Consider the following 19,343-nt stretch of genomic DNA (forward strand, 5'->3'; position numbering starts at 1 on the left):
GATAACTAGTTGATTGTGGGTTATCCGCCCAGTACAATATCGAACATCTTCGATATCGCTGAGAGGTGATACACGCCCCCCATGGACAGGCTGGTTATGAGCAGTGACACATTTATTACGGGAGAGACAAAGCGAACGGTCGACGACCGCTTTCGCATTTCGCTTCCCGCAGAAATGGCTCAGGCTATCACTGACGAGTCGGGGGAAACGATGTTAACCAAGGAACGAGCAGGGTGTCTCAGTCTCTGGAAAGCTGCCGACTGGCAAAACAGACAGCAGCAGGGTGTGGATCTGATTAAACAGAAAATTCAGTCACACCGTCTGGAAAACCGCTGGGACGAAGTGCAACGCCTGGGACGATTACTGTCCACCAGAAATCGTACCATTCAGTTAGCAAATCGCTCTCGCTGTACAATTCCGGAAGGCTTCCGCGAGTTTCTGGGGGTTCAGCCCAACCAGGAAGTCATGATTGTCGGCGCAGTCATCTGCGTGGAAATCTGGAACCTGGAAGCCTGGCAAAATCTACTGGAACAGGACATGCCTGAATTCGGCAGCCTCTTCAAAGATTTATCCGGTTAACGCACAATCAAGTAACAATATCCATTGTTCTACAGCGTCTTTGACTACAGGAGAGGGTTGCGACTCATTCAGTATCCCCATCACATCCGGTAACCCTAAAGGCTTATATTCCATGGAAGGTCTTTTTGGCACGGATGCCGCTTTCTTCTCTTGAGTCAAATGCGTTTTCCCCATTCTCAATCTCAGGCAATTTTGAGAATGGGGATTTTTTTGCGCCGGTTACTTTTTGAATGCGTCCAGGAGCAGCACATTCAGCAGTGTGTTATATCCGCTCTGCCAGCAGCTTCGCAAACTTCCTGCCTGTCACCGACAGCGGATAGGACTCCAGCTCATTCACCGATACCCACTGATACCCCGCGTCACCGGCTTGACTGTTGAGTTGAGATGACTGTTTTTTCGTCGATCGCTGCTCGAGTTGCGCAACGAAACAGAGCAGTCGAATTTTATACCGGGTCACACTGTGTCGGATTTCCGTGATCAGCTGCTGCATTGTGGCTTCAATGCCCGCCTGTTCTTTCAAATAGCTTTCGAGGCGGGGAATCACAGTGGGAGAAAGCCCCTCCGGTATCTCAACCCCTGCACTCTGCTGTGCAGAAAATAACTCTTTCTGCTGGCCTGCCGCTTTGCGAACTGACGTCGGATGCGGACTCCCGCTCATTTCTTCAAGCGTGAGCCTGGGAAAGTCCCACAGCCCCGCCCAGCGTTCTCCCGTTGTTCGCTGCCGAATCATCACCTGTGTCCCTGAGAAAACAGCGATACTCACATCGGTCAGCGGTGTGATTTCCAGCCTCGCTTTCGGAACCGGGATCAGATGCTGCCTTTGACGGAGATACGCTTCACAGCACGCACTCACAGGACAATGCTCACAGTCCGGATTCTGCGGCGTGCAGACCAGGCTCCCCAGATCCATCAGAGCCTGATTAAACTCTCCCGGCGACTTGCGCGGCAGAATCAGTTCTGCAAACCCCCACAGTTGATTCTGGCCCGACTTCGAACGGGGATCCTCTTCCAGCCCGATCAAACGCGAATACAACCTCAACGTGTTTGCTTCAACAATCGGAGCCCGCGTATCATAGGCAAACGAACAAATGGCCCCCGCGGTGTAGCGGCCGATGCCCGGCAGCGCCTGAAGCGAATCGACATCGCGGGGAAAACGCCCCTCCAGTTCGCCGGCAATCAGCTTCGCCGCCTTATGAATATTCCGGGCGCGACTGTAGTAACCGAGCCCCTCCCAATGCTGCAGCACCTCACTCTCTTCCGCAGCCGCCAGCGTTTGCACATCGGGAAAGCGAGACATGAAGCGCTGGAAGTAAGGAATGACTGCCGCCACGACGGTCTGCTGCAGCATGATCTCGCTGATCCAGACGGCATAAGGATCATGCTGTCGCCGCCAGGGTAAATCCCGCTGATGAGATGTGTACCATGCCTGTAACTGTCGGCGCAGCTTCTGCCGTCGACCCGCATCAAAACTCTCACTTAGCTCAGACATTGAATTCCATTAAATGCTGGTCGCCACTCTCAATTCATTTAACGGAAACCGCCGCCTATTGTGGCGTTGCATATCGATGCGTAGGCACAGGTCTCCCCGGACGGAAACTCTGTGTCTGACGAAATTCCAGCTTCGCGTTCAAAGCCTGGGCACAGTTCTCCAGCACCTGTGTTACCTGCTCCGTCAACGCTTCGGGATCACAGGCCACACGCGCATTCACAATCAGATCCGCTTCCGTTACCGTACAATCAGATGATAACGACAATTTGGGTGCGCTGTCATTACTGACGAGATTGGCGACACCAAAAAATCCTTCCCATAATCCGATTGTTTTCAGATGTGCCGTTTCAACCGACTTTGCTTTGAACGATGCCTGCAGTTGTGTGATGACATCCATGAGCAACTGATCCAGAGAAAACGAATTCTCAGAGGAAATGTGGACACTGCTGTTCAACCAGCCCAGCTCTGCTTCCCCTTCTGCATAAATATCGTAATCAATATCGAGAATCTTGCTGCCAAAGTCGCCATCCTGTTCCAGAAATTCGACCAATGATTCAAAACCTTCCCCGGTCAGTGCTGATGTGCGTAACACGGGAGTTCCCGGAAACTGCTCATTCACCAGTGAAGTGATCTCATCCACCTGTTCTGCAGCCAATTCATCAATCCGGTTGATCAGAATCAGGTCTGCCTCTTCCAGCTGTTTCTTCAAAATGTAGGCCGCCTTAGGCGAGAAGCCGGAGCCCTGATCATTTTTCAGAATCTTCAGACCATGACTGGGTTTCATCAGCACGGCGTAGGGATGAATCGAAAAGTCGGCATCGAACAGGCGTTTGATCGGTTGAATCACCGTCGCCACCAGATCCGTACAACTGCCGACTGGTTCCGCGAGAATGACATCCGGCTTCTGCTGCGAACCCAGTTCCTCAATCGTGTCCATCAATGCATTAAAATGGCAACAGAAGCAGGCACCGGCGACTTCACCCACATGCAATCCCTGTGACCGCAGCGCGTTTGTATCAACCAGATCAGCTGCCTGATCGTTGGTGACCACACCCACGTTCAAACCCTGATCGGAATAATATTTTGCCAGCCGTCCTAATGTTGTGGTTTTTCCTGCTCCTAAAAAACCACCCACCATGATAAATTTGATCTGATGTGACATAATATGACTCACTTGAATATTAAAGTTGAAGAACAAACAGGAAGCTTCGCAGGTCGCCTCGGAATTCCGTCGACAAGCTGTGCTGACTCCAGTTTAATCAAACGTTCTTCAGAATAATACTATGTTATCCACGAATTCCGATTTCCTACCTTATATTTGAATCGGTTCCCGCACCAATGAACAGCCTGCTCTCTGAAAAACCAGCAATTCTAGGCGGAGTTCCTGCTTTTCCTGAAGGGCCTCCCGAGTGGCCATTCCCCGATCCCGCCATCAACCAGGTACTGCAACAGGCCCAACAGACGGGTGACTGGGGTAAGTATCATGGCCCCTGCTCCGGACAGCTGCAACAGAAACTTGCCACTCTGCATCAGACAGAACAGGTTATTCTCTGCTCCAGCGGGACTGCTGCTGTTGAACTCGCTTTACGGGGACTGGGAATCGGCCCTGGTGACGAAGTCATTCTTGCCGCTTATGACTTTGAAGGAAATTTCAAGAATATTGTGACAGTCGGTGCAACGCCTGTCCTGATAGACGTCGACCCGGAGAACTTTAATCTCGACCTGAATCGACTGGAACAGGCCATTACCGATTCCACAAAAGGCATTCTGGTCTCACACCTGCATGGTGGACTTGTTTCCATGCAGATACTCACCAGCATCGCCAACCAGCGTGGGATTCCCGTGATTGAAGATGCCTGTCAGGTTCCCGGAGCCCTCGTAGAAGGCCGTATCGCGGGCAGCTGGGGCGAGACTGGTATTCTCAGTTTCGGCGGCAGCAAACTGCTCACAGCGGGGCGAGGGGGCGCGATCCTGACACAATCGCCACAAATTGCACAACGGATTCGCCTCTATTCCCATCGTGGCAACGAAGCCTACCCGCTGACCGAACTGCAGGCGGGCTTATTGCTTCCTCAGATGGAAACGCTCGATTCACAGAATCAGATTCGCCAGAAACACGTGGACATTCTTCTCACACAGCTTGGCGACAATTCAGGCCTGATCGCTTTCCAAAATAAGCAGCTCTCCCCACAAACATCCAACGTGCCAGGTTACTACAAGCTAGGCTTCCTGTATCAGCCTGAGTCATTCTCAGGGCTCACACGTGATCTGTTCTGCCAGGCGATGCAGGCAGAAGGGATTGCCGTCTACCCGGGATTCAGATCGCTCCACGCGATTCACAGCCGGCGTCGATTCCGACAAGTTGGAGAACTCAACATCGCGACGGAATGCGACCACAACATGATTGTGCTGCATCACCCGGTCCTGCTGACCAGTGAAGAAAACATGGCAACCATTGCAGGAGCGATCGCTCGTATCGCTGAGTATGCCGATGACATTCTCAGTTTCGCCGCAGAGGGGAAAGAATAAGAAACCAGGCGCATAAAAAAGCAGCGACTATCCAGGATAATAGTCGCTGCAGGGTAAATGACCCCAAGGGGATTTGAACCCCTGTTTTCGGGATGAAAACCCGATGTCCTGGGCCTAACTAGACGATGGGGCCGTCAAGAGATAGTAATCTAAGCTTTCCATCGGATAAGTCAAGCGGACGGCGTTAATAGAATTCAGGATCTCTGAAAAAAACTTCTAATTGCTCTGGCTGGACTGATTTCCGATGAATATGTATCGCTAAAAAAAGCCGCTGTGAAGCGGCACGTTAGTATTCATAGATGTACAAACAGAATATTTACTGCAGCAACTCCGATGCGTCATTCTTTGTAGTATCGGAAACTGAGTTTGGTTCTTCGGGAACGGAATTCTGTTCGTTTTGAATTGCGTCGTAGACTTCGCTACGGTGAATGGGGACTTCGCGAGGTGCCTCGATCCCCAGGCGGACTTTGTCACCGCGTATCTCGACGATCGTAATGACGATGTTCTCGTCAATCACGATTTTCTCATTCTTCTTTCGGGATAAAACTAACATGCCATTGTTCTCTCTCAGGATACATAAAGCATCCTGCGTAAATCCTGACGTGGTGTTGACTGGTAGGCTTTACACCACTGCAATCTATCAGTGAAAATACTGATGATCCATTAACGTACAGATTTTACATGTCCGTATTTAGAGCGTCAAGAGGCTGGCGCAACGCAGCAGCACACTGATACAGCAAACGGGGCTGGAGAGAATCAGCTGATTAGCATCTGAGGTATTACACTGCAATCGCAAGATACAACTCAAAAAAGACTTACGGCAATTGACATATTCACGGTCGACACAAAATCACTCTTTACAAAAAACACCTAAATTTCAAAGAAAATTTGGTGTTTTGGGACTCTAAGCCCTCAAATTCAACTGTACTTGCGAAAAGTTCAGTCGATTCAGAACAGGCTTAGATAAGTGAATGACGCACCGAAACGGAAACGCGAACTGCCGATTAACCTGTCGAGATGCAGCATCCTGAATCAGGAGCTGCATCTTTGAGGGTTGTATCATCAGCGAAAAGCGATGGAACTTATACCATCTCTTTCAGTGCTTTGAGAGGTCGTACTTTGACGACGTTGCGAGCTGGCTTGGCAGCAACCTGCATCATTTCGCCAGGCTTGAATGGGTTGGGTCGTGTGGTTGCTTTGGTGGCAGGTTTACGCTGAACCTGAATCTTCAGCAGACCAGGCATGTTGAAAACACCAGGACCACGCTTGCCCAGATTTTTGGAAATCAGAGAGCTTAATTCATCCAGAACTGCGGTCACTTCTTTCTTGGTGAGTCCAGAACCTTCAGCCAGTGCATTGAGGATCTCTGTTTTGGTAAGTGGCTTATCTTTAGTCGTAGCCTTTGCTGCCATCGTGAACTCCTGATACTGAAATTTGAAAATGAAAGAAGTGGATTCCCACCTCGTCATAATGAGTTGCCAATTTGTTTTTGGGCCTGGATTCAAGGTTTCCCTCTCTCCGAGCCAAGCGTAAGTAAAGTAATCTTAATTCCAAAAGTCAATGTATTTGCCCTGTTTTTCAGGACTTTTTGCTATTTCCTTCGAAAAAAAAACTTTTGCCGTGTTAATTAATTACTGATGTGGGACAATAAATATCAGGCTTTTATTACAAGATCATTCAATTTCATAATGGACTTCTATTGACGAATAACCGCTGTTTAACTCCACAGATTTGATACCAAGGCAGTCTCTGCAAATTGAAATCTCTGCAGATTATTCCATATCGCAAACCCGCCCGACGGAATCGGGGACACTGAAATGGAGAGTCTCCACAATGGCTATCAATGAAATTCGCTCGGAACTTACCTCTTCCATCGTCAATCATATTCTCGTTGTAGAAGACGAACAGGACACCGCTTTTTTCCTGAAAACACTGCTGGAAGAGCACGCTTATCATGTGACTGTCGCAAAAGATGGCGGACAGGCCCACTCTTCTTTCAGCATGCACAAACCGGATTTCGTCATTCTGGATCTGATCATGCCACAGGAAAGCGGTTTTGAAATCTGCGAACGCATGAAGCAGAAAGAAAGCGACGTCCCCATTCTGATTCTGACTGCCATCGACTCACCGGAATCACGTCATCTGGCAAATCGAGTCGGCGCAGATGGCTACCTGCTGAAGCCATTTAACACCGACGAACTCCTCGAATTAATCAAAGTCATTTCAGACGATGTCTGGGAACACGCTCACAGTGAAACCCCTGCGAATTCCTCTGAAGAACACATTCATTTTTTCTGCGGCTGCGGGAAACGAATCAAGGTCAAAGTGAAACATCGCGGACGTACTCTGACCTGCCCTGCCTGCAGAGAAGCACTGATTGTTCCACTGCATGATTGATCATAAAACACTGTTTTTCAGGAGCAGAACTCGCTTCTGTTTCTGATGGGCAGTTCTCCTTTTCTGTTTTTCATTAGATGCAATCAATGAAAACTGATACCGCCAGAATCAGATCATACCTGTCATTCAACCCGGCTCAAACACCCGACCTTATTCCGTGTTTACATCCCTGAGTTCTCATCATCATTAAAGGCACAGCAAATGACAAAGTTCATTATTCAATCGGGGAAATACAAAGGAAAAACTCTGAAGCTGCCAGAAAGGAACATTACGATCGGACGAGAACTCGACTGCGATGTCCGCGTTTCTGACCCGGATGTCAGCCGCAAACATTGCGAACTGCAGAGCCGTGACGGACAGCTGTTTGTCGTTGACCTTAACAGTCAGAATGGCACATTCGTTAATGATAAACGGGTGCAGACAGAAAGTCCGCTTCATCCCGGCGACCACTTACGCGTCGGCCCCATGCTGTTTGAACTGGTGGGAGCCAGAAAGGCAATCCCCAAACCGGCTAATCTCAGTCCTGACAAATCGGCGCCCCTCTCCGATGATGAAATCTCAACCTGGCTCTCAGAAGAGGCAGATGAAACAGAAGCGAACTCAGGCGACACAACTATTATTCACTCTTCACAGTTACCTCCCCCGGATAATGCTGCAGGCAAACCTGCGGTCAAAGCATACCGCGTGAAAAAAGAATTCCACTCCGTCGCGGAAGAAGCCGCCGAAATTATCAAACAGCACTGGGAACGGGTTGCCCGGAAAGAGCAGGAAAAGCAGTGATCCTTCTCATTCCGTAACAGCCTCTATACAATCGCCTGAGAAAAGCAACCTGATACCTCGTGTGCACCCGCAGATAATGGTTCACACCCGTTCTAGTGAAATGGCATTACAGTGCGAATTATTGCAGGCAAATATCGTCGTCGGAAACTGCATTCCAACCCCGGACAGACCACCAGACCCATTACCGACTTTGTCAAAGAAGTCCTCTTCGAATGGCTGGGGGACACCGTGAAAGACAAGCGTGTGGCCGATATCTATTCAGGAACAGGTTCCCTCGGCCTGGAAGCACTCAGCAGAGGCGCCACGAGTGTGGTCTTCATTGAACAGGACCGCAAAGCGCACGAACTGCTCAAACGCAATGTGGAAAGTATAGGAGCCGAGGACACCACACTCTGCTGGAAAACCAATGCCTTGCTCTCTTCCTTTCGGCCCAAAAATGTGCCGGACTTTGTGCCTTTCAACCTGATCTTTTTAGACCCGCCTTACAAAATGATTGACGATCTCAAACCAGGCTCGCGTCTGTATGAATCGATAGAACGCATGTCGAAAGAGAATGTCTCCTCCGCAGACTGCCATCTGCTGTTGAGAACACCCCGGGATGCGGAATTCGAATGCCCGCCCGTCTGGGAACGTTACGAGCTGCTGCAAAAATCCAGCATGGACATTCACTTCATGAAGAAACGGGAACTCGAACCGACTGAAGACCAGCCCGAGTAGACTGTGTCCCGTTTTACTGTAGCGTCTCCAGGTCGATTTGGACCGGGTACATTAGATTGACAGACACTATGGTTAAAGCGGATTCGCCCGCAGACCGCTGACGCCCTTCAGGTCTCGAGAGACTTCTCGGACTGTGATCTCTTGATGGCATGCGAGAGATGCGGTTTCGTTTCTTTGCCGTCCTGCAGCAAAGGCACGTTTTCAGCAAGTTCCCGCTCTTTGTTCAACGAAGACACAATCAGAGATCCAAGAGGTCCTGCCAGTAATGCCGGAAGAAAAATGATGTCAGCCAGTAACGCTGCAGTGATCAATGCACACATCAGCACCCCGAAGCGACTTACCAGCAGCAGTTCCGCCGGATACAGCATTGCCAGGCTGATGCCAACGGCAGCGCTGGTCTGCCACATCGCAGGACCACAATGGCCCAACGCAGCGGCGACCGCTTCACTTTTTGTCTTGCCTTCCTGAATTCCAATCTTGAACCAGGTCAACAGATGCAGCGTTCCATCTACGGCAATTCCGAGCGCCACCGATGCGGTAATCATCGTGCCGATGTCTACGGAGACTCGCATCCAGGATAACAGCCCGAAGATTACGCCGATGGGCATCAGGTTGGGCAACATGGTAATCAGCCCCCCCAGAATACTGCGTAACAGGACCATCATCACAATTGCGATCACAATGAACGCCAGGCCGAAGCTTTTAATCAGGCTCTCCAGAACCGCCTGTTGAGTCCTTAAAAACAGAGGAATTGTGCCTGTCACCAGATGCGTCGTCCCGGCGTGATCACGCAGCACGGACTGTGTCATCTGATTCAGATCATCTGTCAGATCACCGTAATCCAGGTCGGTCATAATCGCCACCTGGGCGGTGATCCGCCACAATTCATCTCCCTTTTCCACGACTACGGTCCGCGTCCCGTTCTCAGTCTCCTGTTCCATCTCAGCCGTCTTGTCAGCGACATGGAGAAACGATTTGACCGTTCCGTCTTTCAATGCCCCTTTCTTACTGCCTTCGGCGTCTTCCCCTTTTAAAGACTCCTTCACGCGGCGTTCGGTTTCATTGACGAGCTTCGCATTCCGCAGCTTCTGAAAGGTACTCGCATCGGGTGGTAAGGGTTTGTAAGTCGGTCGAAAATCAGCGAGAGAAATCGAACCACTGATTTCAGGGTGCTCGGCGATTTTACGTTCGATCTGACGGACCAGTTCCACCCGTTCGACGAAGTTCATGTTTTTCTGGGCCGTTTCGTCAAAACAGATGACGGTATCAACGGGCGTAATTCCTGACAGGTTTTCTTCCAGGAACAGATAGTCCTGAATGACACGCGAGGAATCCGGAAAGTAGCGAATCACTTTGGTTTCCGTTCGAAACCATTTAAATCCATAGCAGGCGGCTACAAAGATCACCAGGCAGCTCACAGACACCAGCATCTGATGACGCGCCAGAATCCGGCCAAAGCTGTGCCAGTGCTTCACGTCAATCTCAGACGCTTTCGGAGGCTTGGCGGGCCATAACTGTAACAGGGAAGGTAAACCGTATAGCACCATCACCAGCGAAATCACGCAACCGATCGATGCATACAGCCCGAAATCACGGACTGGCGACAGCGGACTGGTCATCAGCGAAGCCAGACCGATCGCCGTCGTCAGGCTGGCCATCACACAAGGAGCTCTTGCCATTTCGACCGCTTTGGTAACAGCCGTTTTCATATCAACGTGTGCCGCATGCTTCCAGTAATTGGCAACATGGATCGAACCGGATAGCGTCAACACCGTTAACAGGGTTGGCATAACCACCAGCACCATATTCATGGTGCCCCCTGTCAAAGGCACAATCGAAACAGCGACGAAAGTGGTGTAGTAGGAGACCAGCAGCACCAGACAGGCCAGACGCACACTCTTGAGCATCAGAAATGCCAGTACGATACCAATCAATCCGGAAAACAGCGTGACAGAACGTCGATGAAACTGCCAGATCGGATAAGCGGTATTCCAGGAGGACTCTTTCACCATCCGGTTCAACGCAGCGCCGGCGACAGGTCGCCCCCCCATGCGCAGGCTGTCTGCAGGAATCCCTGCTTCAACAGCAGCTGTTTTCACTGCAGTAACGGCAGCGGCATGGTCGGCGTCACCGGTATCGGAGAGTTCAATCGCGATCGCAATCGGTGTCCCGACAGCAAAGAAACAGTCTTTCACCAAGGCGGGATGGGACTCGGAGTTCTCATTCCCGTCCTGGTTGTCGTCTGTAGTCTTTTCCGGCTTGATATCAGGCCGCTTCAGAGAAAGTGCCAGTGCTTCAATCTGTTTTGTCAGTTCCGCATCAGGTTGCATCCGCGGCCAGATCAGCTGGAAATCGTGAGCGGGAATCGCGGCCACCAGGGCTTCAAAATCAACCCGGTCTTCATCGTCGTTGTCTGCGACGGGTTCTGCAGCCGGATCTGCTACCTCAGTTTCATCGACAATTTCGACCCACTCTTTAAAAGCGGGTTTGACCGTCAGTTCCACTCCCAGTTCCTGTTTCGCTTTGGAAATCAGTTCCTGGATGGTCTGTTCCTGTCGTTTGCGGCCTGCGTCAGTAAGCTGAACTTTCAGCATGCCCGTACCAACCAGAACTCCTTTCAGGCGCTTTTGCGCTTCTTCGGGTTCGATATGGTAATCCACCATTTTCTGGATGGCGTCCTGAGGCGTAAAGACTGCCTGAATATAGGGGGAGCCTCCACGACGAACTCCTTCTTCATCAGGAGTTCCCATCAAAGCCAGTTTCAAACGATCCGCACGCGGATCGGAGAGCGAACTGCCGTCCCAGGAAAGCAGCAGACGGTCTTCAATGCCAAAGCTGTGACGATGCCATGAGAGAACCTTTGACTGGGGATCATCTTCAGGCAGCCAGTTCTCGACGTTATTTTCCTGACGGATCTCCCGCAGTACTCCAAAGAGAAGCGGAGTGACGAAGATCATCAAAACGACAACCCACAATGACAGACTATGTCCCCATGGATCGCGCTTTTCAAAAAACGAAGCCATTAATTAATCCAATAGCCACAGAGGCTTTATCTAATCTATGAATTTCAGCCCAGAAAGGCGGGAATTAAAATTCAAATAGAATATTGTTTGATCCAAAACTGCATTTCGATTGCATCCGACTTGAATTTATTTCCGGTAATCGCCGGTTCTTTTCCAAATCAGATCCCTTGAATTGTCACTGTTTCGCTAAATGAATCAATCTCGAATGCACAAAAAAATGGAATTGCCCGCTTCGGATGCTGAAGCATAATCGCTTTTTACGATCGCTCCATCCTGGTATTCTTCGTCGCCGTATCGGGTTGAACTTGTCGTACCACACACAACATTTGTGATTGTGATGAAGATCATGCATATAATAGCAGTTTTGCGGATTATGGCAGCAGGAATATCGCTGTCCGCCCCCTGATCTGATGCAAAATGTGCAAAAAAAGCGGCTCAAAGGCCGCTTCAGACAAACTGTTCATCATTCTTACGACGAATCATCAACGGGAATCGTCGCCAAAATGAACAAAAATCCACACACCCTCAGGCAGTTATTCTGCGGTTTTGGGGTCGAATCCCTTTAAAAGTTCCTCGTCCCATTCGTCCTGGAGAGGCCAGTCGACAGCACAGGTTCCGAAATCAGCCATATGTAGATATGTATTCAAACGATCAATGGTCGACTGCAGCAGTTCCCGTCTGTTCTGGAAAATCGGTCCATGGCTGGGCAGCAGCCATTTGGCATCACAATCGCGAATGCGTTCCAGTGATTTGATAAAATCAGGAATATCAGACCCATGATGGGCATCAATGTGGCCCACACAGCCGTCCCGGTAGATGTTATCTCCGGAGAACAGCAAGTCGCCAAACCGGAATGCCAGCTGACCGTCGGTATGCCCGGGAGTGTGCCAGACTTCCAGCTTCACATCCCCACCCAGGTCGATCACGTCTCCCTCTTTCACTTCCAGATCGACTTTACAGGCGGGCATATCAATCGAAATTCCCTGCGCACTGATTTCTGCATAAGTACTGATGCGATCGCCGACTTCCAGCAAGCGGGCAGCACTCGGATGCGCCACAACCTGCGCGGAGGGGAGTAGTTCTTTGGCGCGGCTCAATCCCTGAATATGGTCCACATCAGCGTGTGTGGCAATCAGATATTTGCAGTTGGCCAGCGGAAAATCCATCTGGCGGATCATTTCGATGATTTCACCAACCGTGTCTTCATAACCGATATCAATCAGCAGCCATTCGTTCTGGTCATTAAAGACGAGATAGACACAACATCCCAAACGCTGTCTGGCCTGATAGTTGATTTCAATAACGTGTGGAAATACTTCGCGGCGGGGCAGCATACCCGTAAGCTCCTCGTGGTCTAAGCGCGGTTACTGGTTTCAATGATCCAGACAGGAAATGACTGGTTAAGAGAGATCGAGCAGGAAAGCATGCTCATACGTGAGGTGTTCTCGGAGAAGACTGACCCTGTCGAATCTCATTACGCAGGTCATTCTATGCAGGCTAATTCACTGAAACAACCATTATCAAAGCAGATGTGGTGGTATTCAGCCCGATTTTCGAAAGTAATAAGAACCTTCCGCTATCAGCCACCCGTCGGCCGGGTATCGGGCTCGGCAGGCTTCCAGTATTCAGGGAGCCCCTGTTTCGTCTCGATCAGAATTTCCAGTATGGCCCGCCGGTCTGCGGCACTGAGGTGGGCATATTCACTGCTTTGATCCTTGCCAGACAGAATTTCCCACAGCCGCCGATACACCACATCCAGCACTGGTCGCGGCAGTTTATCGAACGATTCAGAATAGATCAGGTAACTGCACGGATACCGGAACAGGCGGCGTTTCAGATCAAAATCCCGCAGCGAGCGCCCCTGCTTATCCCGGGGACCCGACCGGGAGAACTCCGATTCAAATCGGGACGTTCCCCGTATCTGATCGTCCAGCTGCAGTTCGTCTACAAACAGCATGTAATCCACCAGTCGATTCGCTGCGCTCTCATAACGGCGTTTTGTACTGTCACTTTGAAACGTCGCTTCGCGCTCCAGCATTCGATTCATAACAGCAGCGTCCCGCTCGGTAATGCGTCCTTCAATCTGCGCCCGGGTAATCAGGTTATGCATCTTCACCTGATGCTCCAGTACCATCAGCGACACAATATCGCTGTGAGGCGACAGATAGGCGCTGGTATCAAACCACTTCTCCAGGTCAACGGCATTCGCCCCCGGTTCGCGATTCAGATTGCGGGAACTGTCCCCCTGGCGAAAGATCAGGTTCCCCATGTGACGCATTTCTCCATGTGTGCCCGTCACATACCAGCCCCCCCAACGCTCAGAAAACGGGCTGGAATGATCGCTGCGAAACGTTCCCTCCCGAAATGCGGGCATCCCGTCCGGCCCCGGATAAACCGAGCGCATGATGTGTCCGGGAACTCCCTGCGTCATTGAAGACGCATGGCACTGGGTACATTCAAAGGTCTTGCGCACAAACGTGGGATGCGATGTCTGCGATTGAGACATGGTATAAAACACAGTCCCCAGCTTAGGATCACTGGCAGAGACTTCGAGTACAGATCCCCCCTGCACGTATCCCACATACAGGTCATCATTAAAATACAACGCGCGCGGCGACTGCGGATCGATATGCTTCACCTGCAGACTCGTCTTGGAAAACACCAGCGTCTGAGAAGAAACCGGTATCTTCAATGCATCCAGAACCGCAGGCAGATAACCAATCCGGTTCTTCCGCTCATAGGCCAGCTTGATTTCACCCGCATCCAGGCGTTTCTGAAATCGGGAAATCAGATTATCAGGTTCCGCCTTGTTGTAATTGATGGGTGCTTCTTCAAAACTGAGCTGGGCTGAAACAACTGCTGGAACGAGCAGACAACCTGCCAGCAGACCCGCTGTCAAAATCACCCGCTGCAAAGTTCTTGAGACCCGGTTTAATTCTTCACAATGATACATCGGCATGCTACTCTATTGACTCAATGGCAGGAGTCTGGTTTTGCTGTTGAAAACTCAGACAGCATGAACAGACCGGAAACAGGCAGGAATACAAACAATATCGGATAGCATTGTCCATTTTAATTGCTACTTTGGTCCTGTCAACTCAATTTTTAATCAGATTAACCCACTTGAGACCGTGACGCTACCAGAGTCTGTCAATTCCCTCCCAGGCATCGCTATTATCAACAATGTTCCCCCGGTGAATCAGGAAACAGATACCATGCCCCAACCTCTTGTCCGCATTCAGCTTACTCTGATCATCGTTCTTCTGACCAGCCTGCTGTCATTTTCCAGTCCCGTTCAAGCAGCTCCCCCAATCCGTATTCAACTAATCGGCGATTCAACAGTCGCGACTTACAATAAGCCTCCCAAAGACCGCCCCGACATGACCGGCTGGGGACAGATCTTTGGCGAATATTTTACCAATGATGTCACCATCTTTAACCGGGCCGCCTCCGGCCGCAGTTCCAGCAGCTTCATCCGGGAGGGACGCTGGAAAAAAGCACTGGAAGAAAAGCCTGATTACCTCTTCATTCAGTTCGGCCACAACGACTGTCCCGGCAAAGGGGACCGCGAAACCGATCCCGCGACAACTTATCAGCAGTACCTGAAACAGTACATCGATGAAGCACGGGCTGCGAATATCAAGCCGATCCTGGTCACTCCCATGACCCGCAGGCGTTTTGAAAACGGACAGATCTGGACCATCCTGCGACCTTATGCAGACGCCATGATCAAAGTCGGCAAAGAGAAGAATGTCCCCGTGATCGATCTGCACAAAAAGAGTGTGGCGCTGTTTAATCAACTGGGAGATGCAGGCAGCAGTGACTTCAGTCCCAGTGAATCCGATCGCACACACTTCTCACGTAAGGGAGCACTCGAGATCGCGCGACTTGTCGCGGAAGAAATTCCGACAACGGTTCCTGAATTGAAGCCGTATCTGAAACAACCCACACCCAAAAAAGATTGAGGCGCGAACCGTACCCGGCAGAGGAAGCGGTCTTACATGAACGTGCATTTGTTGCACGGCGACACACTCAGTCGCGACACGGTGGCTTCTCTCAGTTTTCGGTACTCGGGAGAGTTGTAGATTTCCAGCACATGCTGGTCGTTCACATTGCCGATCGAATATTCTGCCTGCCCGTCGGCACAGCAATGGGCCACCTCACCGGTCGCCGTAATCGAAAGTTCGAACCAGCGTTCACAACCCATGTTGGGAACTTCATTGACGGTTAACCCTTCAACCTGTCCGGTCCACGCCATCCGGGGAAATACATTCGATTTGAATAACGGATAATGAATACTACACCACTGCACAAATTCCTGATCCGCTGGAGTTCCATCACCCACGCGTGAAAGTACCACTCCAAAATAAACATCACCTTCGGCAAAGATATCGTGAATCATCTCCAGTCGCTGGATGGTTCGCTGATAAGGCAACCCCATCACGCGTTCGTACTCCGCTTCACGGTGATCATTAAACGAGATCCAGAGATAGGCAATGTTTTTAATTTCCTGTAACGCTTCCAGCTTGCCTTCCGTGATCGCCGATGCGTTGGACGTCAACGTGATCTTCGCCTGAGGCAGTAAGTGATTGATTTTTTCCAGTGTGTCAAACAGACGCGTATCCAGAAACGGTTCGCTGACTTTGAACGGTGAGATCTGAAAGTTCATTTCCGGGGGAATCTCGGTCAGTTCATTCAACACCTTATCGATGAGCTCGTCACTCATCTTCGTATGCTTACGGTTCAGATTGGGATAGGGGCAGAAATTACAACTCGCATTACACCGTGCCAGCGTCTCCAGATGCACGTGGCGGGGATAGTCCAGATAATGAGAATGACGCATCCGGGCAATGCCGGCATCATACTCGGCTCGTTGTTGGCTGTACTGATAAGGGCTGAGAATATCCAGCATATCGATGATTCTTCCTTGAATCCGGGATTTGCAATGAACCCTGCTGCGCAAGCACTGCAGACAACCTGAGTTGTGTTAATGAGAGTTCGGTCGTCTATACATTTGAGGCCTGCATCATCTCTGGTTCGCACTGCCGCAAAACTCTCATTCCGCTCCGGAATTCCAAAACCGGTATTATTCCATTGTCGGCTTAATTTAGTATGATTCATGAAAGAATTCTGCCATACTCAAAACATAAAAACAAACCTAAACCGAATCACCGAAAGCAGTTACACGATGCATCATTTTTCCGATCGACTGAACGCCGCCATCCAGAAGAAGAAAACTCCCGCTCTGGTCGGCCTCGATCCCCGTTTTGACTGGCTCCCCGCCGATATCGTCAGCAATGTGAGCAAGAATCATCACAGTCAGGCAGAGATCGTAGCGGCGGCCTTTGAAGAGTTCTGCCTCCGTATTATCGATGTGGTCGCGCCGTTTGTCCCGGCAGTCAAACCGCAGGCGGCCTTCTTTGAAGAATGGGGGCCCGCCGGCTGCGCCGCTCTGCAGCGTGTCATTCTGAAAGCCCGCGAAGCCGGTCTGGTTGTGATCTGTGATGCGAAACGGGGTGACATCGGTTCTACTGCTGAAGCGTATGCCCGCGGTTACCTTGCCGGTGAAAATCCGGAATCTGCAATCTGGGCCGCCGACTGTCTGACGGTGAACCCTTACCTGGGGAGTGACACGCTGGAACCATTCGTCAATGTCGCCGTCGAACGGGGTGCCGGAATTTATGTTCTCGTCCGCACCAGTAATCCCGGAGCGGGTACCTTTCAGGATCGAAAAACGGAAGGTACCAATCTCTACGAATGCGTCGCCTCCGTCGTCGAAGAACTGGCTCTCAAAACCAAAGGGGACGGCAACTACGGATCTATCGGTGCCGTTGTTGGTGCGACTTATCCCGAAGAACTCAATCAGCTGCGTGCTCTGATGCCACACACTCCCCTACTCGTTCCCGGGTATGGCAGTCAGGGCGCAGGTGCCGGTGATGTCGCGGGTGCCTTTGACGAACAGGGCCTGGGTGCGATCATCAACAGCTCGCGAGGCATCAACTTCGCAATCCGCAAAGCGCCGTACTCCGAAAAGTTTGCTCCTCAGGAATGGGAACAGGCGGTCGAAGTCGCCACAATTGACATGATTGCCGATCTGGCCACACATACCCCCGCTGGAAAGCTGCAATGAGCGATCACGCCGCAACATTCCGGAAAGCATCAAAGCATCTGAGTAAGGCAGACCCGCTGCTGAAACCTGTCATCGACAGCATCGGCCCCTGCCCGCTCAAACCGTACCGTTTTCGGTTTGCACTCCTGTTGCGTTCGATTGTCTCACAACAGATTTCGACTTCCGCTGCCCGTACGATTTATCTCAGGCTGCATGCTTTGACCGGTAAGGGTCAACCGACGGCAGAAAAAATCATGCAGCTCTCGCACGAACAGCTCCGCTCGGTCGGCCTGTCCAATCAGAAAGCAACCTACGTTCGTCATCTGGCTGAAATGGTGATGGACAATCAAGTCCGCCTGCATAAAATGCATCAGTTAAGCGACGAAGAGGTCACGAGTGAGCTGATCCAGGTCAAAGGGATCGGCGTCTGGACCGCGCAGATGTTTCTGATGTTCGGCCTCTGTCGTCCCGATATCTTTCCTCACGACGACCTGGGGATTCAGAACGGGATCCAGAAAATCTACGAACTCAAAACCCGCCCGGACAAAAAGACCTGTATCGAAATCGCCGAACGCTGGCAGCCTTATCGTACTGTCGCCAGCTGGTACTGCTGGCGGATCCTGGAAATGGAAACACCCGACGGCCCCTGGTAAACGCACACTTCAGACAGAAAGACGTCATCATGCAGAACTCCCTTTCCTGCTTTCTGGTTAACAAAAACGAACAGAAAGAAATTACAGGGGGGCTGCAGTCAGTCCCTTCTGACAATCTCCCTGAAGGCGATGTGACAATCCGGGTCGTCTATTCTTCCATCAACTACAAAGACGCGCTGGCGGCAACCGGGCATCCCGGCGTCGTGAGACACTTCCCGCATATCCCTGGCATCGATGCCGCCGGCTTTGTAGTAGAGTCGAAGTCGGATCAATTCAAAGTGGGAGATGCGGTGATCGTCACCAGTTATGAACTGGGGGTCGAACGCTGGGGAGGCTGGTCTGAATTCATTCGCGTCCAGCCGGAATGGGTGGTCCCGCTGCCTGAGGGACTAACCTTGAAAGAATCCATGATTCTCGGCACTGCCGGCCTGACCGCCGCCATGTGTGTCAACAGTCTGATTCAGCACGAGATTCCCACCGATGCGGGAAGCATCCTTGTCACCGGCGCTTCAGGAGGCGTTGGCTCCTTCGCATTGTCTCTGCTCAAACGTGGCGGCTTTCATCCGGTCGCGGTCACGGGGAAACCTTCCGTGGCCCTCCGCCTGATTGAACTGGGAGCCCGCGAAGTCATCGGTCGCGATGAACTGGAAGACGATTCAAAAAAGCCGCTGCTCAAAGCCCGCTGGTCTGCCGCCATCGACACTGTGGGAGGTCCGATGTTGAGTCACGTGATTCGCTCGATCCAGCAAAATGGCTGCGTCGCCGCCTGTGGGAATGCGGGAGGCGCAGAACTTGATCTGACGGTCTTCCCCTTTATTCTGCGTGGTGTCACGCTGGACGGCATCGACTCGGCCTGGTATCCGATCCGGAAACGAACGGCGCTCTGGCAGAAACTGGCGACCGACTGGAAACTGCCCGACCTCGAATCCCGCGCGGAAGTCATCTCGCTCGAACAGGTTCAGGACACAGTCGATGCGATGCTCAAAGGGGAACACCGGGAACGCACGATCATTCAGATCAGCGAAGAGTAAACAAAAAAGCGGCCCTGCTTTTCGACAAGGCCGCCT

Annotated in this window: 17 protein-coding genes and 1 tRNA gene; 9 read left to right on the forward strand and 9 right to left on the reverse strand. The window is 51.2% G+C overall.

What is annotated here, in order from left to right:
* Window positions 1-96 precede the first annotated feature (96 nt).
* Window positions 97-579, forward strand: coding sequence for a division/cell wall cluster transcriptional repressor MraZ (locus tag ACN0YN_RS19000; protein ID WP_417386582.1), 483 nt, complete (start codon window positions 97-99; stop codon window positions 577-579).
* Between the two features lie 262 nt (window positions 580-841).
* Here ACN0YN_RS19000 and mutY read toward each other — a convergent pair whose 3' ends face one another.
* Both mutY and ACN0YN_RS19010 read right to left on the reverse strand, forming a co-directional pair.
* Complete coding sequence (mutY, locus tag ACN0YN_RS19005) at window positions 842-2,068, reverse strand: A/G-specific adenine glycosylase (RefSeq protein WP_417386583.1); 1,227 nt, start codon at window positions 2,066-2,068, stop codon at window positions 842-844.
* Between the two features lie 55 nt (window positions 2,069-2,123).
* Window positions 2,124-3,230: a GTP-binding protein gene (locus ACN0YN_RS19010; RefSeq protein WP_417386584.1), complete on the reverse strand. Its 1,107-nt coding sequence runs from the start codon at window positions 3,228-3,230 to the stop codon at window positions 2,124-2,126.
* Between the two features lie 176 nt (window positions 3,231-3,406).
* Between ACN0YN_RS19010 and ACN0YN_RS19015 the strand changes: the two genes are divergently transcribed.
* The gene (locus ACN0YN_RS19015; protein WP_417386585.1) at window positions 3,407-4,597 is read left to right on the forward strand and encodes a DegT/DnrJ/EryC1/StrS family aminotransferase; all 1,191 of its coding nucleotides are present in this window, start codon (window positions 3,407-3,409) and stop codon (window positions 4,595-4,597) included.
* Window positions 4,598-4,655: 58 nt separating this feature from the next.
* Here ACN0YN_RS19015 and ACN0YN_RS19020 read toward each other — a convergent pair.
* The 3 genes from ACN0YN_RS19020 to ACN0YN_RS19030 form a co-directional block, all read right to left on the reverse strand.
* Window positions 4,656-4,730 (reverse strand) — tRNA-Glu (locus tag ACN0YN_RS19020).
* A gap of 183 nt (window positions 4,731-4,913) precedes the next feature.
* Window positions 4,914-5,150 carry a carbon storage regulator CsrA gene (gene csrA, locus ACN0YN_RS19025; RefSeq protein ID WP_417386586.1) on the reverse strand — a complete coding sequence of 79 codons (237 nt, stop codon included), beginning with the start codon at window positions 5,148-5,150 and terminating at the stop codon, window positions 4,914-4,916.
* 529 nt (window positions 5,151-5,679) lie between these two features.
* Window positions 5,680-6,009 (reverse strand): HU family DNA-binding protein, encoded by a 330-nt coding sequence (locus tag ACN0YN_RS19030; protein ID WP_417386587.1) that lies wholly within the window; start codon window positions 6,007-6,009, stop codon window positions 5,680-5,682.
* A 421-nt stretch (window positions 6,010-6,430) separates the two neighbouring features.
* On the opposite strand from ACN0YN_RS19030, the gene ACN0YN_RS19035 reads away from it, so the two are divergent.
* The 3 genes from ACN0YN_RS19035 (at window position 6,431) to rsmD (ending at window position 8,491) form a co-directional block, all read left to right on the forward strand.
* Complete coding sequence (locus ACN0YN_RS19035; RefSeq protein ID WP_417386588.1) at window positions 6,431-6,994, forward strand: response regulator transcription factor; 564 nt, start codon at window positions 6,431-6,433, stop codon at window positions 6,992-6,994.
* A 201-nt stretch (window positions 6,995-7,195) separates the two neighbouring features.
* Window positions 7,196-7,774, forward strand: a complete 579-nt coding sequence (locus ACN0YN_RS19040; protein ID WP_417386589.1) for an FHA domain-containing protein — start codon at window positions 7,196-7,198, stop codon at window positions 7,772-7,774.
* Window positions 7,775-7,885: 111 nt separating this feature from the next.
* A complete protein-coding gene (gene rsmD / locus ACN0YN_RS19045) occupies window positions 7,886-8,491 on the forward strand; it encodes a 16S rRNA (guanine(966)-N(2))-methyltransferase RsmD (RefSeq protein ID WP_417386590.1) in 606 nt (201 codons plus the stop codon).
* Between the two features lie 107 nt (window positions 8,492-8,598).
* Here rsmD and ACN0YN_RS19050 read toward each other — a convergent pair whose 3' ends face one another.
* The 3 genes from ACN0YN_RS19050 to ACN0YN_RS19060 form a co-directional block, all read right to left on the reverse strand.
* Entirely contained in the window at window positions 8,599-11,514 is a 2,916-nt protein-coding gene (locus tag ACN0YN_RS19050) for an efflux RND transporter permease subunit (protein ID WP_417386591.1), read from the reverse strand.
* A 533-nt stretch (window positions 11,515-12,047) separates the two neighbouring features.
* Complete coding sequence (locus tag ACN0YN_RS19055) at window positions 12,048-12,848, reverse strand: MBL fold metallo-hydrolase (protein WP_417386592.1); 801 nt, start codon at window positions 12,846-12,848, stop codon at window positions 12,048-12,050.
* Between the two features lie 245 nt (window positions 12,849-13,093).
* Window positions 13,094-14,473 carry a hypothetical protein gene (locus ACN0YN_RS19060; RefSeq protein WP_417386593.1) on the reverse strand — a complete coding sequence of 460 codons (1,380 nt, stop codon included), beginning with the start codon at window positions 14,471-14,473 and terminating at the stop codon, window positions 13,094-13,096.
* Between the two features lie 256 nt (window positions 14,474-14,729).
* Here ACN0YN_RS19060 and ACN0YN_RS19065 point away from each other — a divergent pair, with 256 nt between their 5' ends.
* Window positions 14,730-15,479: a rhamnogalacturonan acetylesterase gene (locus ACN0YN_RS19065; RefSeq protein ID WP_417386594.1), complete on the forward strand. Its 750-nt coding sequence runs from the start codon at window positions 14,730-14,732 to the stop codon at window positions 15,477-15,479.
* A 32-nt stretch (window positions 15,480-15,511) separates the two neighbouring features.
* Here ACN0YN_RS19065 and ACN0YN_RS19070 read toward each other — a convergent pair whose 3' ends face one another.
* Entirely contained in the window at window positions 15,512-16,426 is a 915-nt protein-coding gene (locus tag ACN0YN_RS19070) for a radical SAM/SPASM domain-containing protein (protein WP_417386595.1), read from the reverse strand.
* Between the two features lie 276 nt (window positions 16,427-16,702).
* Here ACN0YN_RS19070 and pyrF point away from each other — a divergent pair, with 276 nt between their 5' ends.
* Genes pyrF through ACN0YN_RS19085 form a run of 3 tightly spaced genes read left to right on the forward strand, consistent with a single transcriptional unit; the run spans window position 16,703 to window position 19,307 of the window.
* A complete protein-coding gene (gene pyrF, locus ACN0YN_RS19075; protein ID WP_417386596.1) occupies window positions 16,703-17,644 on the forward strand; it encodes an orotidine-5'-phosphate decarboxylase in 942 nt (313 codons plus the stop codon).
* Entirely contained in the window at window positions 17,641-18,276 is a 636-nt protein-coding gene (locus tag ACN0YN_RS19080) for a DNA-3-methyladenine glycosylase family protein (protein WP_417386597.1), read from the forward strand. Before pyrF ends, ACN0YN_RS19080 begins: the two co-directional genes overlap by 4 nt.
* A gap of 29 nt (window positions 18,277-18,305) precedes the next feature.
* Window positions 18,306-19,307 (forward strand): YhdH/YhfP family quinone oxidoreductase, encoded by a 1,002-nt coding sequence (locus tag ACN0YN_RS19085; RefSeq protein WP_417386598.1) that lies wholly within the window; start codon window positions 18,306-18,308, stop codon window positions 19,305-19,307.
* Window positions 19,308-19,343: the final 36 nt, after the last annotated feature.

The sequence above is a fragment of the Gimesia sp. genome (genome assembly GCF_048260065.1).
GTDB lineage: Bacteria > Planctomycetota > Planctomycetia > Planctomycetales > Planctomycetaceae > Gimesia.